This is a genomic window from Seonamhaeicola sediminis, from assembly GCF_004358095.2.
In the GTDB taxonomy this organism is placed as follows: domain Bacteria; phylum Bacteroidota; class Bacteroidia; order Flavobacteriales; family Flavobacteriaceae; genus Seonamhaeicola; species Seonamhaeicola sediminis.
Genome location: NZ_SMZJ02000007.1, coordinates 1 through 14,028, shown reverse-complemented (window position 1 = coordinate 14,028; position 14,028 = coordinate 1). Strand labels below are relative to the sequence as shown.

The 14,028-nt window shown below is 33.4% G+C and carries 14 protein-coding genes and 1 tRNA gene; 1 reads left to right on the top strand and 14 read right to left on the bottom strand.

Going from position 1 to position 14,028, the window contains the following annotated elements; genetic code table 11:
* Window positions 1-251 precede the first annotated feature (251 nt).
* From E1J38_RS11800 to E1J38_RS11735, 14 genes are all read right to left on the bottom strand, one after another.
* Window positions 252-1,022 carry a helix-turn-helix domain-containing protein gene (locus tag E1J38_RS11800; RefSeq protein WP_133357055.1) on the bottom strand — a complete coding sequence of 257 codons (771 nt, stop codon included), beginning with the start codon at window positions 1,020-1,022 and terminating at the stop codon, window positions 252-254.
* A gap of 318 nt (window positions 1,023-1,340) precedes the next feature.
* A complete protein-coding gene (locus tag E1J38_RS11795; protein WP_133357054.1) occupies window positions 1,341-1,958 on the bottom strand; it encodes a response regulator in 618 nt (205 codons plus the stop codon).
* Entirely contained in the window at window positions 1,955-3,700 is a 1,746-nt protein-coding gene (locus tag E1J38_RS11790; RefSeq protein WP_133357053.1) for an ATP-binding protein, read from the bottom strand. The genes E1J38_RS11795 and E1J38_RS11790 overlap by 4 nt, the downstream gene beginning before the upstream one ends.
* A gap of 28 nt (window positions 3,701-3,728) precedes the next feature.
* Window positions 3,729-4,142 carry a hypothetical protein gene (locus tag E1J38_RS11785; RefSeq protein ID WP_133357052.1) on the bottom strand — a complete coding sequence of 138 codons (414 nt, stop codon included), beginning with the start codon at window positions 4,140-4,142 and terminating at the stop codon, window positions 3,729-3,731.
* A 472-nt stretch (window positions 4,143-4,614) separates the two neighbouring features.
* Window positions 4,615-4,863 (bottom strand): GIY-YIG nuclease family protein, encoded by a 249-nt coding sequence (locus E1J38_RS11780; protein WP_133357051.1) that lies wholly within the window; start codon window positions 4,861-4,863, stop codon window positions 4,615-4,617.
* A gap of 128 nt (window positions 4,864-4,991) precedes the next feature.
* Window positions 4,992-5,240 carry a GIY-YIG nuclease family protein gene (locus E1J38_RS11775; protein ID WP_133357050.1) on the bottom strand — a complete coding sequence of 83 codons (249 nt, stop codon included), beginning with the start codon at window positions 5,238-5,240 and terminating at the stop codon, window positions 4,992-4,994.
* Window positions 5,241-5,277: 37 nt separating this feature from the next.
* Window positions 5,278-5,352 (bottom strand) — tRNA-Val (locus tag E1J38_RS11770).
* A 62-nt stretch (window positions 5,353-5,414) separates the two neighbouring features.
* Window positions 5,415-6,632: a bifunctional folylpolyglutamate synthase/dihydrofolate synthase gene (locus tag E1J38_RS11765; RefSeq protein WP_133357049.1), complete on the bottom strand. Its 1,218-nt coding sequence runs from the start codon at window positions 6,630-6,632 to the stop codon at window positions 5,415-5,417.
* Window positions 6,633-6,635: 3 nt separating this feature from the next.
* Window positions 6,636-7,484 (bottom strand): energy transducer TonB, encoded by an 849-nt coding sequence (locus E1J38_RS11760; RefSeq protein WP_133357048.1) that lies wholly within the window; start codon window positions 7,482-7,484, stop codon window positions 6,636-6,638.
* Window positions 7,485-7,510: 26 nt separating this feature from the next.
* Window positions 7,511-7,906, bottom strand: coding sequence for an ExbD/TolR family protein (locus E1J38_RS11755; RefSeq protein WP_133357047.1), 396 nt, complete (start codon window positions 7,904-7,906; stop codon window positions 7,511-7,513).
* A 1-nt stretch (window position 7,907) separates the two neighbouring features.
* Window positions 7,908-8,615 carry a MotA/TolQ/ExbB proton channel family protein gene (locus E1J38_RS11750; protein ID WP_186525863.1) on the bottom strand — a complete coding sequence of 236 codons (708 nt, stop codon included), beginning with the start codon at window positions 8,613-8,615 and terminating at the stop codon, window positions 7,908-7,910.
* 123 nt (window positions 8,616-8,738) lie between these two features.
* Entirely contained in the window at window positions 8,739-10,130 is a 1,392-nt protein-coding gene (gene nhaD, locus E1J38_RS11745) for a sodium:proton antiporter NhaD (protein ID WP_133357046.1), read from the bottom strand.
* 8 nt (window positions 10,131-10,138) lie between these two features.
* Window positions 10,139-11,365, bottom strand: coding sequence for a Glu/Leu/Phe/Val dehydrogenase dimerization domain-containing protein (locus tag E1J38_RS11740; RefSeq protein WP_133357045.1), 1,227 nt, complete (start codon window positions 11,363-11,365; stop codon window positions 10,139-10,141).
* 161 nt (window positions 11,366-11,526) lie between these two features.
* Window positions 11,527-12,591, bottom strand: coding sequence for an anhydro-N-acetylmuramic acid kinase (locus E1J38_RS11735; protein WP_133357044.1), 1,065 nt, complete (start codon window positions 12,589-12,591; stop codon window positions 11,527-11,529).
* Window positions 12,592-12,681: 90 nt separating this feature from the next.
* Here E1J38_RS11735 and E1J38_RS11730 point away from each other — a divergent pair, with 90 nt between their 5' ends.
* A complete protein-coding gene (locus E1J38_RS11730) occupies window positions 12,682-13,824 on the top strand; it encodes an acyl-CoA dehydrogenase (RefSeq protein WP_133357043.1) in 1,143 nt (380 codons plus the stop codon).
* The last annotated feature ends 204 nt before the right edge of the window (window positions 13,825-14,028 follow it).

Genomic DNA, 14,028 nt, shown 5'->3' with positions numbered 1-14,028 from the left:
CGTAAATTAGGTAAAACACACTTTTTGGCAATCCAAAACAATTATTAAAGTATAACTGTTCTGGATTTTGATAAAATTTTGTCAATTCAGGTGAATTTTACGGTTGAAGAATTTTGAAATTTCTATCGAGAATACAAATTTTACTCTTTTAATAGTTCTCAATCCGATTGTTTCCTCTCTACGGTGCTCGAGATGAGAAAAAATCACTCAAACCAACTTTCTGAACAAGATTTCAACAAAATGTAAACCTGCTACATGATGTTTTTGTTCATTTTAAGCATACCAACAAGCTCACCAGTAGAAGATATGTTAAGCTTTTTTAAAATGTTGCGTCGGTGTGTATCTACGGTATTAGACGATATATCAAACTTTTCAGCAATCTGCTTACTTGAATAATCAAGTACCAATAACCTAATAACATCGCGCTCTCTATTACTTAAGCCATCTATTAGTAATTTTTGCGAGAAGTTATTGTAATACTTGGTTTCATATTCGTTTTTAGCATTTAATAACTTAGCTGTAGCTGTAATATCTAGCTTCATACCAGCATTTAAAACAGTATAATGTGCCAGCCCTATAACTGGTTTTAATTTACTGTCTAGCTCTAAAGGTGTTGTGTTTTGAATAACGTTAACATACTCTTCTTTAGCATTTTTGAATCTGTAATTCCAGGTGTAGTTCATACGTTTTCTATCTTCTTCAGATATGGCATCTAGAGTAAAATTCATTAGATCGTTGAGAGCTTTGAGCCATGGTTCAATATCGTCTGGGTGTATTCGGCTCCAAAAATATTTCATGCCTCCTTCTAGTAATTTCTTAGCATCAATACCTAAACAAGAAGTCATGCTTTTACTTATATACTCAAAAGTTAGATCTTGGGTATTAGTTATGCAAAAAAAGGTAGAGCTGTAAGGCCAGTAAGCATCCATTTCTATAATTTTATGGATGTGTTTTTCTAACGCTGGGTTATCATAAGACTTAAAAATGTCTTGGTAAGCAAGTTTTATATCCTTTATTATCATGTTAATAGCAATTGCCTAAATCTACAAAAAAATAATTATTTTGTAGGAATACTTAAATGAGTATTATAGAAACTACTTATATAAAGTTTTTCAATAAAAGAATGCCTGCTAAAAATGTCTTTTCTAACAGGCACTCATAAATTCTCCCAAAGAATTAATTAATAGCATTTCAAATTTAAGGTTGAACATGAAAGCAAACAATACCCATTTCTGGGTATTTATTTTGTTAGCTTTAAAAAGTCTAGAATGTTGTTGTAAACTAAAACAATAAAATACTCCTTGTTTTTGTTAGTGCTGCTAAGATGTACTAAAAAATTCTTAAAACTTATATTTACTTTCCATGGCATAACGTAATAGACCTCCTGTACCTTTAAGCTTTAATTTTTGTACCATATTTTTTCTATGTGTCTCTACGGTACTTTTACCAATAAATAAGGTATCTGCTATTTCTTGATTGGTTTTACCCTCTGCAATAAGTTTTAATATCTCTATTTGTCGTTTAGTTAAAATGCCTTTAGTTTTAGTCTTTATAGATGCTTTCTCGGTATTTATATTAGAATCATAATAAATATGTCCGTTATAAACCTGCCTTATGGCATATAATAATTCTTTTAGATTTGAATTTTTTAGAATATATCCTTTAGCACCGGCCTCTATCATTTGATTAACCGCTTTATCCTGATCAAACATAGTAAAAGCTATAATTTTAATATTTGGATTTTTTTTTAAAATTTTTTTGGTAGCCTCAATACCGTTCATAACAGGCATTCTAATATCGGTTACAACTACATTAGGTTGCTTTTTATCTACAAGTTCACACAGGGCTTTGCCGTTGTTTGCAAACCCTACAAACTGAATATCATCTTCATATTCAAGAAAAAGTTTTACACCATCAATTAAGGCGTTATGATCTTCGGCAATGGCTAATTTTATCATGTTATTGGTATATCTATAATGACACTGGTTCCTTTTTCCTTGATAGATTCTATGGTAACGGTTCCATCTACATGTTCTATTCTTTTTTGAATGGAATACAAGCCCATGCCCTCTTTATTTTCAATTTTAGAAACATCAAAACCTACGCCATCATCTTCTACTAAAATATTTAAAGCATTACCATAATGTGTTAAATGTATTTGAGCTTCTGAAGCATTGGCATGCTTAATTATATTTGTTATTAACTCTTGTATAATTCTAAACAATGTCATTTCTAAAGCACTATCTAACCTTACATCCATACCATCATCTATAACATCTATAACCAACTTATTAATTATAGAAACTTTAGAGGCAAAATTCTTAACGGCGGGTAATAAGCTTTCATTCACATCAATACCCGCATTTTTTGCATGTGCCATCCCTCTTACTTTTTGATAGGTTTCTTCTATTAGATCATCTGTTTTTTTGAATAACATATCTTCTTCATCTTTTAATCTATCTCGCTTTACTTTTAAATTATGAAAATGAAGCTTTAAAGTGGCTAATAGGCTACCTAAATTATCGTGTAAATCGTCTGCGATACGTTGGCGTTCTTTTTCCTGCCCCTCAATCATAGCGTCAATACTCAGTAACTCCTGACTTTTAAGAAGTTTTTCTAATTTTTCCTGTTGCACTTCTTTTTCTTTAAGAGTAATTTTCTTTTTATTCTTTTGATGACGAAGTACAAAATAGCTTGTTGTTAGTAGTAATAACGCAATGGCTAAAGCTATTAAAAGCCATAATTTATTTTGTTTGAGTTTTAGATTTTCCTTTTCCTTTTTCTCTGTTTCATATTTAGTTTGTATATCAAATATTTGAGTGTTTTGCACATCTTCTCCAACACTATCTTTATAGACTAAATGAAGTTTTAAATATTCCAAGGCCTTATCATACTGAGCATTCTTTTCGTAAGCATCTGCCACAAAACCATATAACAGCTGTTTGTTCTTTTTTCTAAATTCTTTTATAGGAAGTGAATCTGCTTTTAGATAATTTTGAATAGCTAAATCAAATTTTTTCTGCTTTTCATAAACCGTAGCCCTATTATTATAGATATAAGACATATAATCAATTAAATCATGCTTTTTATACTCTTTAAATGCAATGTCATAATGATATAAAGCCGAATCTAAATGCGATGTATGTTCTGCATATAACACCCCTACATTATGATTAATTTTGGCATTTAGCAAAGTGTCTTTAGTTTGTTTGCCAAACCTAAGTGCTTCCTTAAAATAATAAATAGTCTTTTCTGGTTGTGAGTTAATAAAACACTTACCTACCTGCATATTAGCTTTGGCCAATAATAAAGGATCCTCTTTACTTTTGGCATAGTCTAAATACTCATTTAAAAAAGGTTGATAATTTAAGTTCTCAAAGTCTGTTGCGTTTAATAAGACCACAAGATCTAAATTTATATCTGCTACCTTTTCATTATCTTCCATTTGAAGGTATAACTTCTTTGACCTCAAATAGTTTAAATAAGCTTTGTTGGCTTGATTATCTAGAAGTGAATTTTGAGCTAACAAGTAATAATAATTGGCTTTATTTGGAGTTGATAACTTGGTGGTATCTACTTTTTCTAACCATAGATAAGCCTCTTTAATCTGTTTATTCTCAACTAGGCTATCAACTACTTTTAACGCTTTATTCTGGGCAAAAGAGGAAACAGCAAGACAGAGGCTTGCTGTAAATAACATAGTATTTATTTTAATATTTTTCAAGGTTTTATGGAGAAATCAGAATACTTTTACCTGTTGTCTCCGGCATATAACCCGTAACTTCATCCTTATTGTTGTATCCTTGCCAAATAAACTGTATTTCAATATTTTTATCTAAAACTATTTTTTCATTCAAAACATTCTTTAAGTTTAGTTGATTCCAAGACCTCTTAGATTTTAAGGCTTTCTCTCTCTTATCAGACTCTCCTCCTTGAAATCCAAGTCTTAAAATAATCATATCATTTTTCACCTCTAACTTTCCTATAACTCCTTTAAATTTTAGATCCTCTGGATGGTAAAATTTAAAACTTAATTCTTCTAAATAAATATTTGAACCTCCTCCAGGAAGTTCAACTTCTTTTGTCTTTGCATAATTTTGTTTGTATCTAATACCGAAAGCTCTATAAATTGTTTTGCTCATCACTTTAGTAATTAATATTAATAATTATCGAAAATATTTTTAAATGTAGTTCAAATTTTAGTCTAATACTATCCCCATAACTAGGGATTTTCTTCAGGTAAACATTGGGAGGATAATTAAATATACAAATAAAATTTATAGCAGTAGATTTACCTTATGTATATTGTCTGAAAATTATGAATAAAAGAAATTATTATAGCTCTAGAAACTTTTTAATAAGTGAAGTGGAATATCCTGAAGTAAAACCAACCCCACAAGTATAATTGCAATACGCCATCAATGGTTCATTTTAAGTTTTTGTTTTTAGAAAAACAATTTGCTTGAATATTGTACTATCTAAAAAAAATCCGACTTGGGTTTTCAAATCGGACATTTACTTGTTGTGGGCGAAAGGATTAAGCTTGTCCCGAACTAGCTTCGAGAAACCCCTGACCTCTCGATATAAAATTGGGATGCTCTGAATCAGAGCTAATTACTTTCCATTAATTAACTTTTCTATCATTTTCCTAATCTTCCATTTTTTTATTTGTAATTCTCTTTTTAAAGCATCCTCCTTAGTTGTATAACCTTCTGTATATTTAATTATCCAATCTTTAGCTTTAGAAGTAAACCCTTTATGATTGGATAAATGTTTTGATAGCCTGTCAACAACGCTTGAAGTTGAACCTACATAATATTTGTCTAAACTTTGAGAATAAAGGATATATAGGAAGTATTTCATATTCAAAAAAAAAGCCCCCATTTCTGGAAGCTTCTGTGGGCGCGAAGGGATTCAGCTTGTCCCGAACTAGCTTCGGGAAACCCCTGACCCTCCCGATGTAAAATCGGGATGCTCTGAATCAGAGCTAATTACTTTCCATTAATTAACTTTTCTATCATTTTCCTACTCTTCCATTTTTTTATTTGTAATTCTCTTTTTAAAGCATCCTCCTTAGTTGTATAACCTTCTGAATATTTAATTATCCAATCTCTAGCTTTGGAAGTAAACCCTTTATGATTGGATAAATGTTTTGATAGCCTATCAACAACGCTTGAAGTTGAACCTACATAATATTTGTCTAAACTTTGAGAATAAAGGATATATAGGAAGTATTTCATATTCAAAAAAAAAAGCCCCCATTTCTGGAAGCTTCTGTGGGCGCGAAGGGATTCGAACCCCTGACCCCTTGGGTGTAAACCAAGTGCTCTGAACCAACTGAGCTACGCGCCCTATAAATAGGTGTGCAAATATAACCTAGTTTTTAATATTCCAAAAACTTTTTTAAAGAAAATTTAAATTATTTCAGCCACCACAAAAGTACTCCCTCCTACAAAAATAAAATCCTCAGATGAAGCGTTCTTTAAGGCTTTTTTATACGCCTTATTTACAGAGTTATAAGCTTCCCCTTTTAATCCATAGTCATTAAAAAACTGTTTTAGGTCTTTAGCTGGTAGCCCTCTAGAAATTTCTGGTTTACATAAATAGTAGGTGGCTTCTTTTGGTAATAAATCAATAATAGAATTGACATCCTTATCGTTTACCACACCAAAAACAATATGTAATTTCTGAAAGGTTTCTTTTGAAATTTGAGACATTACATAACTAAGTCCCTCTTTATTGTGCCCCGTATCACAAACCACTTTGGGTTGAGACCCTAAAACTTGCCAACGTCCTTGTAAATTGGTGTTTTTAACTACATTTAATAGTCCTTTTTTTAAATGTGCTTCGGAAATATGATATCCTTTTAACCTCAATTCTTGAATAGTTTGAACTGCTGTTTTAATATTTTTAGGTTGATAAGTTCCTTTTAAATCACTTTCTAAAACCACATCAATTTCTTTATCGGCAAATACAATTTTGGAGTTATTTAGTTGAGCTAGTTCTTTAAAGACTTCTTTCGTTTCACTTTGGGTCTCACCAATAACAACAGGTATGTTAGGTTTAATAATACCGCCTTTTTCGGTCGCAATCTTTTCTAGTGTCTCTCCTAAAAATTGGGTGTGATCTAAACCTATATTGGTAATTACGGAAACTTCAGGCATAATAACGTTGGTAGAATCTAAACGTCCTCCCATACCAACTTCAATAACTGCCATATCAACTTTTTGTTTATCGAAATAATCAAAAGCCATTCCAACGGTCATTTCAAAAAAAGACAACTGATGTGCTTCAAAAAAAGGTTTATTACGCTTTATAAAACCAATTACAAATTGTTTACTAACTACTTGCCCATTAATTTTAATACGTTCTCTAAAATCTTTTAAGTGAGGTGACGTATATAGTCCCACTTTATATCCTGCCTCTTGTAAGATGGAGGCTAACATATGACTGGTAGAACCTTTTCCATTAGTTCCTGCCACATGAACAGACCTAAACTTTTTATGCGGATTTTTTAAATGGTTTACTAATAAATGCGTATTGCTTAAATCTGCTTTGTAAGCTGATTTACCCTGACGCTGATACATGGGAAGTTGCGAAAACATCCAATTGAGAGTATCTTTATAATTCATGAATTATTGCCCCAAGTTAAAGTTAACACTAACAAAACCTATTTGTCTTGAAGGCGCTTTAGAATCTGGGCGCCACTTGTGAGAAAGTGCTATTTTTTTTGCAGGTTCTAGTAAACATGACGCATTGTTGGTTGTGCCTTTTACTCCAGGAATAGCCTTTGTAACTCGCCCGTTTCTATCAACTTCTATTTGCACCACCACCAATCCAGATTCGTTACAATCTTGTTTAAATATTTCACGAGTAGGCACTCCACGTCCATTAAGCCCGTAACCAACACCACCACTACCAGTTCCGGGGTCACCAAAATAACTTGATGCATAAGGATTCCCATCTAGCTGGCCTTTATCACCTGGGGTATTGTCATTACCTTCACTTCCTGTTTCTGAACCTTCAGAGTTACTAACGCCTCCAATCAAGGCGTCTAACTTTTTCTTCTTTTCTTCTTGCTCACGCTTTTCTTTAGCAATACGTTCAGCTTCTGCCTTTGCCTTAGCTTCTGCAATGGCTTTTGCCTTAGCCTCGGCTTCCTTTTGTTTTTGAATAGTGATGGCTTCTTCATCCTCTTGGGTTAAAATATCTTCTTTTACTTCGGAAGATTTTGTTGGTTCTGATTTTGAAGCCTCAGGTTGCGGGGGTTGCTCTATTTGTTTAGGTTCAGACTTAACTGGCTTTTTTGGCTGTATTCTTCCTTGCCCTACACTTGAATTCCCGAAGTTAACGGCTACCCCATATTCTTCTGGCGGATCCATGTATTGTGGTCCCATGACAAAAATCATTAGTAACAAAATCAAGGTAATCAGCAACGTTATTTTTGCCGAATCCTTTTCATGTTTTGTTTCAAAATACTTCATTATTAATGATTTTCTAATCCTAGAATTTAATTAGCAGACTTTACCGCCAAGGTAGATTTAATCCTATTTCTATTAGCAATATCCATGATATAAACCACATGTTTCATTTCAACGTCTTGATCCGATCTAATCGTAATTGACGATGTACTACTACCTTGTATAGCCTTGAGAATAGTCTCTTCTAGCTGACTCTTGGGTACCATTTTCATATCTACAAAATATTGATGCTTTTGGTTGACACTTACTGATATGTTTTTTACCTGAGTAGTTTTACTAGACGACTTAGGCAACAATAAATCTATAGCCTCTGCAGACACCAAAGTAGAAGCAATCATGAAAAAAATTAATAACAGAAATACAATATCTGTCATTGACGACATATTGAATTCTGGTGTAACTTTATTTCTTCCTCTAAAATTCATACTACGTAGGTTCGTTTAAATGATCCAAAAACTCTAAAGAGTTAGCTTCCATTTGATACACCACTTTATCGGTTCTAACCACTAAATGGTTGTAAGCAATGTAAGCAACAATACCCACAATTAAACCACCAACGGTAGTGGTCATTGCTGTATACAATCCGCCAGCTAAGACATCCATTTGAATAGACCCTCCAGCATTGGCCAGTTCAAATATTGCCAATATCATTCCAACAACCGTACCAAGGAACCCAATCATGGGAGCTGCACCCGAAATAGTAGCCAGAATACTAACGTTCTTTTCCAATCCGTAAATTTCTAAACGACCAGCATTTTCTATGGTTGTATTAATATCTGCAAGAGGTTTACCAATTCTGGTAATACCTTTTCCTATTAATCTTGAAACTGGTGTATTTACCTGAGCACATAGTACCTGTGCTGAATCTATTTTGCCATTACTAACATGGTCTTTTATTTGATTCATGAAATTTGAATCAACCTTTGATGCTGCTTTAATAGCAAATAACCTTTCAAAATAAATATAAACAGCAAATATTAATAACAAGAACAGGATAGCAATAATAACTTGTCCTGCTGCACCACCGCTGGTTATTAGTTCAATTATAGATAAGGTTTTTTCTACTGATTCTCCTTCAGCTATTGCTTCTGCTCCTTCTTGAGCATTTGGTAAGGTTAAAAATAGGTTTAGCATATAATATCAATTTATTGCAACTGTATAACGTCACTTTTTTTGTTAAAGTATAACAAAAATAGCTTTTGATTAAAACCAGACAAACAATTATTAGACCAAATGCTAAATATTACAAAAATTTATCTAAAGAATGGCTCTCATCACCATAAATGCAGCAGAACCTATAACAAAACCAATGAATGCTAACCAAGATATTTTGCGTAAGTACCAGAAGAAGTCTATTTTTTCCATTCCCATAGCAACTACTCCTGCAGCAGACCCAATAATTAACATACTTCCGCCCGTTCCAGCAGAAAATGCAATGAAGTGCCAAAGTTGATTGTCTAATGGTTCTGAAAACATACCTAAGCTAGCTGCCACCAAAGGCACGTTATCTATTACCGCAGACCCAACTCCTAAAAACATAACTACCAAATCTGACACACCTCTTGACTCAATTTCAGTTCCTAATTGCGGAGTACTCTCTCGTAACCAATCAGCTGCCCCAAATAAAATTCCTAAAGATTCCAAAGCGGCTACAGCCATCAAAATTCCTAAGAAGAATAGTATACTTGGTAATTCAATTTTTGACAATGAATAATGCACTGGACTATGATGTGCATGCGCATCGCTTTCATGTGAATCAACTATAGTCATAGTAAACCTAGAACTACTGTAAATTTCGGCAAATGTTGCTACTACACCTAAAGAAAGCATCATTCCAACGTAAGGAGGTAAATGTGTTACCATTTTAAAAATTGGCACAAATACAATAGCTCCCAATCCTAAATATAGCATGGTGGAACTAAACCTAGACTTTGGCTTATCATCTACCTCTTCAATATCTAATTCACCTTTAAAAGCTGGCAAAAAGGAAGCTATTAAAGATGGAACCGCCATACAGAAGAACGACGGTATTAATAAATAAGCTATTAAATTTCCAGTAGATACTTTATTACCTATCCAAAGCATAGTAGTGGTTACATCGCCAATTGGAGACCAAGCACCACCTGCATTGGCAGCAATGATAATTAAACCAGCATACCATATTCTTGTATTTCTATCTTTTACAATTTTTTGAAGGATTGAAATAAGTACGATGGTTGCCGTAAGATTATCAATAATAGCTGAAAGAATGAATGCTAAGATTGAAAAAATCCATAAAATCTTGGTTTTCTTTTTAGTTTTAATAAATCCTTTGATGGTTGCAAACCCATCAAAATAGTCAATAATTTCAACAATGGTCATAGCGCCTAAAAGGAATACCAGAATTTCGGAAGTCTTCCCTAAATGATGCAACAGGGTTTCCTCCATTAAATGCACCTTTTCTTCGTGCTCCAATAAGCCAAAATTCTCTAAAAGGGCATGCTTTCCAGAATCAAACCACTGTGAAAAATGCTCTAATCCTAAAGCTATTAAGGCCCAACAAATGGCCATCATCACCAGAGCAGGAATTAATTTATCTATTTTTATACTGTGCTCAAGGGTAATGGCTAAATAACCCATTACAAAAACTAAAATAATTGCTGCTTCCATAAATTTATTTAAATAAGTTGGTTAAGCGCTATCTCAAAAGCGGTAGCACTCAATCCTGTTTTAGCAGGATTTTTGCTATATACTTTCTCCATGGCTTTTTTTATTGTATTTGATGTATCGTTAAAAATTGCTTCGTCTGTCATTTGTACTCTACGTTCCATAAAATAGGCAAAAACTCTTGCCATTCCACAGTTTGAAATAAAGTCTGGAATTAAACTCACACGGTAATCTGTATGCTCCATAATGGGTCCAAAGAAAATCTCTTTATCAGCAAAAGGCACATTGGCTCCACAAGACACTACTTCCAATCCGCTATCTATCATTTCATCAATTTGATGAATAGTAATTAAACGTGATGCAGCACAAGGAGCAAAAATTTCTGTGTTTAAGCCCCAAATTTTTTCATTGGCCTCCTCAAAAGAAACTAAATTTTCACCAGCTAAAGTATTACCCTTTTTGTTTAGAAAAAAATGACTTATATCATTAAATGAAAAACCTTCATCATTTATCAGGGCGCCAGCAATATCAATAATACCAACAATTTTAGCTCCCATTTGAGACAGATAAAACGCGGCGGCAGCCCCAACATTTCCAAACCCCTGAACTACAGCTCGTTTTCCCTTAATGTCACCGCCATAAATATTGTAATAATGCTTTACGGCTTCAGCAACACCAAAACCGGTTATCATATCTGCAACAGTATATTTTCTGGAAACATCTGGTGAGTAAATAGGGTTTTCAATAACCTTTATTACACCTTGCCGTAACTGACCAATCCTATTTATTTTATCAGCTTCGGTAGGTTTGAAGTGTCCATTAAAAACGCCTTCCTGTGGGTGCCAAACCCCACTTTGCTCTGTAATTGGAATAACTTCATGAGTTTCATCTACGTTCATATCGCCTCCAGTACCATAATAGCTTTTTAGTAATGGTGAAACCACAGAGTACCAACGTTCTAAAACCTGTTCTTTTCTTGGGTCTTTGGGATCAAAATTAATACCTGATTTAGCACCTCCAATAGCGGGTCCTGAAACTGTAAACTTAATTTCCATAGTTTTTGCTAGCGATAACACTTCATTCATATCCAACCCCTTTCTCATGCGTGTTCCACCACCAGCTGCTCCTCCCCGTAAAGAGTTTATCACTACCCATCCCTCTGCATCTGTTTTGGAGTCTTTCCAATTAAAAACTATTTCTGGTTCTTTGTTTTCGTAACGTTTTAATAAATCTTTCATTTGTTATACAGCATTAATTCAACATAAAGTCAACTTATTTGAGACTAGAATCATGAATTTGTTGTAACTAAAGTTGAGTCATTTTGTATAAGCATTTTTTGATTTCATTAAGTAACAAATATAAAAAACTTGGCAGCTTTAATATTAATTTGCTGTTATTTTTAAGGAATAAAAACTTTTCCAGAACTATGGTTTTTTGATGCTCCAGTGACACTTTTTAAACAATTTATTTCGTTTCTTAGTTTTAAAACACCTAAAAAACCAAAAATTAATGCTTCTTTAAACTCTATAATCTCTTTTGAAGGAATAATAATTTTATTCCCTGAAAGTTCTTTTACCCTTTCTATTAAAAAAGTATTGTAGGCCCCTCCACCAGTTACCAAAACAGAACCATTAGGAATTTCTGAAATACTTTTTGAAATTTGAATAGCTATATGCTCTACAAAAGTGCGTAATACATCTTTTATTTCTAAATTAAAGGAATCAACCAAGGGTATCACATAGCGTTTTACCCATTCTAATCCTAAGGATTTAGGTGGCAACTTTTCATAAAAACTTAGTGTATTTAGCGCTTCTATCAAATCAAAATTAAGGTTTCCCTTGGAAGCTAATTGTCCTTTATCATCATAATTTAAACCTAATTTTTTCACATAATGATTTAGAACAATATTAACCGGACAGATATCATAAGCAATACGCTTGTTATTGACTTCAGAGGAGATATTAGCAAACCCACCAAGATTGATACAATAATCATATTCAGAAAAAAGGAACTTATCTCCAATAGGCACCAAAGGAGCTCCTTGTCCACCTAGTATAACATCTTGAATTCTAAAGTCACATACCACTCTTTTGTTTACTAAAGTGGCTAAAAGAGGTAAATTCCCAATTTGATAGGTTAGTTTTTTTTCTGGCTGATGTAAAGCAGTATGCCCATGTGAACAAATAGCATCAATATCAATAATATCATGCCTGTTTATAAAATCACAAATAACTGAAGCTAAATAGTCCGTATAATCTCGATCTATTTGATATAAATCCTCTGAGGATCTTAACGTTAAATCTGCCAAAACCATTTTCCAATGACTGCTATACGGAATTGTTTCTGCAAGATGAATTTGAAATTCCCAAATGTTGTTACATTCAAAAGAAACATAAACCAAATCGATACCATCCAATGAGGTTCCCGACATGACCCCTATGATTTTATAGTTGTATTTTATCATATTCACAAAAATAAAGATATTTGTTAAAAATATTGTACCAAATATTTATATTTGTTATTAATTTTATTAAATCAGTAATTTATTGAAGTTATGGATTTTAAGCTTTCTGAAGAACATATCATGATTAAAAATGCAGCTCGAGAGTTTGCGCAAACCGAATTATTACCAGGTGTTATTGAACGCGATAATAATCAAGTATTCCCAGATGAGCTAGTAAAAAAAATGGGGGCATTAGGTTTCATGGGGGTAATGGTAGATCCGAAGTATGGCGGAAGTGGCATGGACACTATATCTTATGTTCTAATTATGGAAGAGCTTTCTAAAATTGATGCCTCGGCTTCAGTCATAGTCTCTGTAAATAACTCATTAGTTTGTTATGGCTTGGAAGCTTACGGAACTGAAGCTCAAAAAGAGAAATATTTAACACGACTTGCCAAAGGAGAATGCATTGGAGCGTTTTGTTTAAGTGAACCCGAAGCAGGAAGTGATGCTACATCACAAAAAACCACAGCCATTGATAAAGGGGACTATTACCTTTTAAATGGTACTAAAAATTGGATTACCAACGGTGGGCGTGCTGAAATTTATCTGGTGATAGCACAAACCGACAGAGACAAAGGTTCTCACGGTATCAATGCTTTTATTATTGAAAAAGGTATGAAAGGATTTGATATTGGGCCTAAAGAAGATAAGCTAGGCATTAGAGGTAGTGACACCCATACACTGCAGTTTAATGACGTTAAAGTCCCAAAAGAAAACAGAATTGGTGCCAATGGGTCTGGATTTAGATTTGCGATGAAAACCTTATCTGGCGGACGCATTGGTATTGCGGCGCAAGCTTTGGGCATTGCTCAAGGCGCTTATGAATTGGCGTTAAAATACAGCAAGGAACGAAAAGCTTTTGGTACTGAAATAGCCAATCATCAGGCTATTGCCTTTAAACTAGCAGACATGTATACTGAAATTGAAGCAGCCAGATTATTGGTTATGAAAGCCGCTAATGATAAAGATATTGGAAATAATTACGACCGTTCTAGTGCTATGGCTAAGCTCTATGCTTCTGAAGTAGCCATGAAACATACCGTTGAAGCAGTTCAAATTCATGGGGGCAATGGTTTTGTTAAAGAATACCATGTAGAACGCCTTATGAGAGATGCCAAAATTACACAGATTTATGAAGGCACTAGTGAAATTCAAAAGATTGTAATCTCTAGAAGTATTTTGAGAGATTAGCTCGTTTTATTCTGAGTAATGCATGATCATATAGAACTCTTTTTATAGAGTAGTAATCAAATAAATGAGTCGTCCTAAAATAGGTTGACCGATTATTGAATAAAATTAGTATTAATATTTGAACCATCAAAAGCTAGCTTTTGATGGTTTTTCTTTGTCCATTTTTTAAGTTTTATGTTCTGCTGTTTATGTGCTTGACTAGGA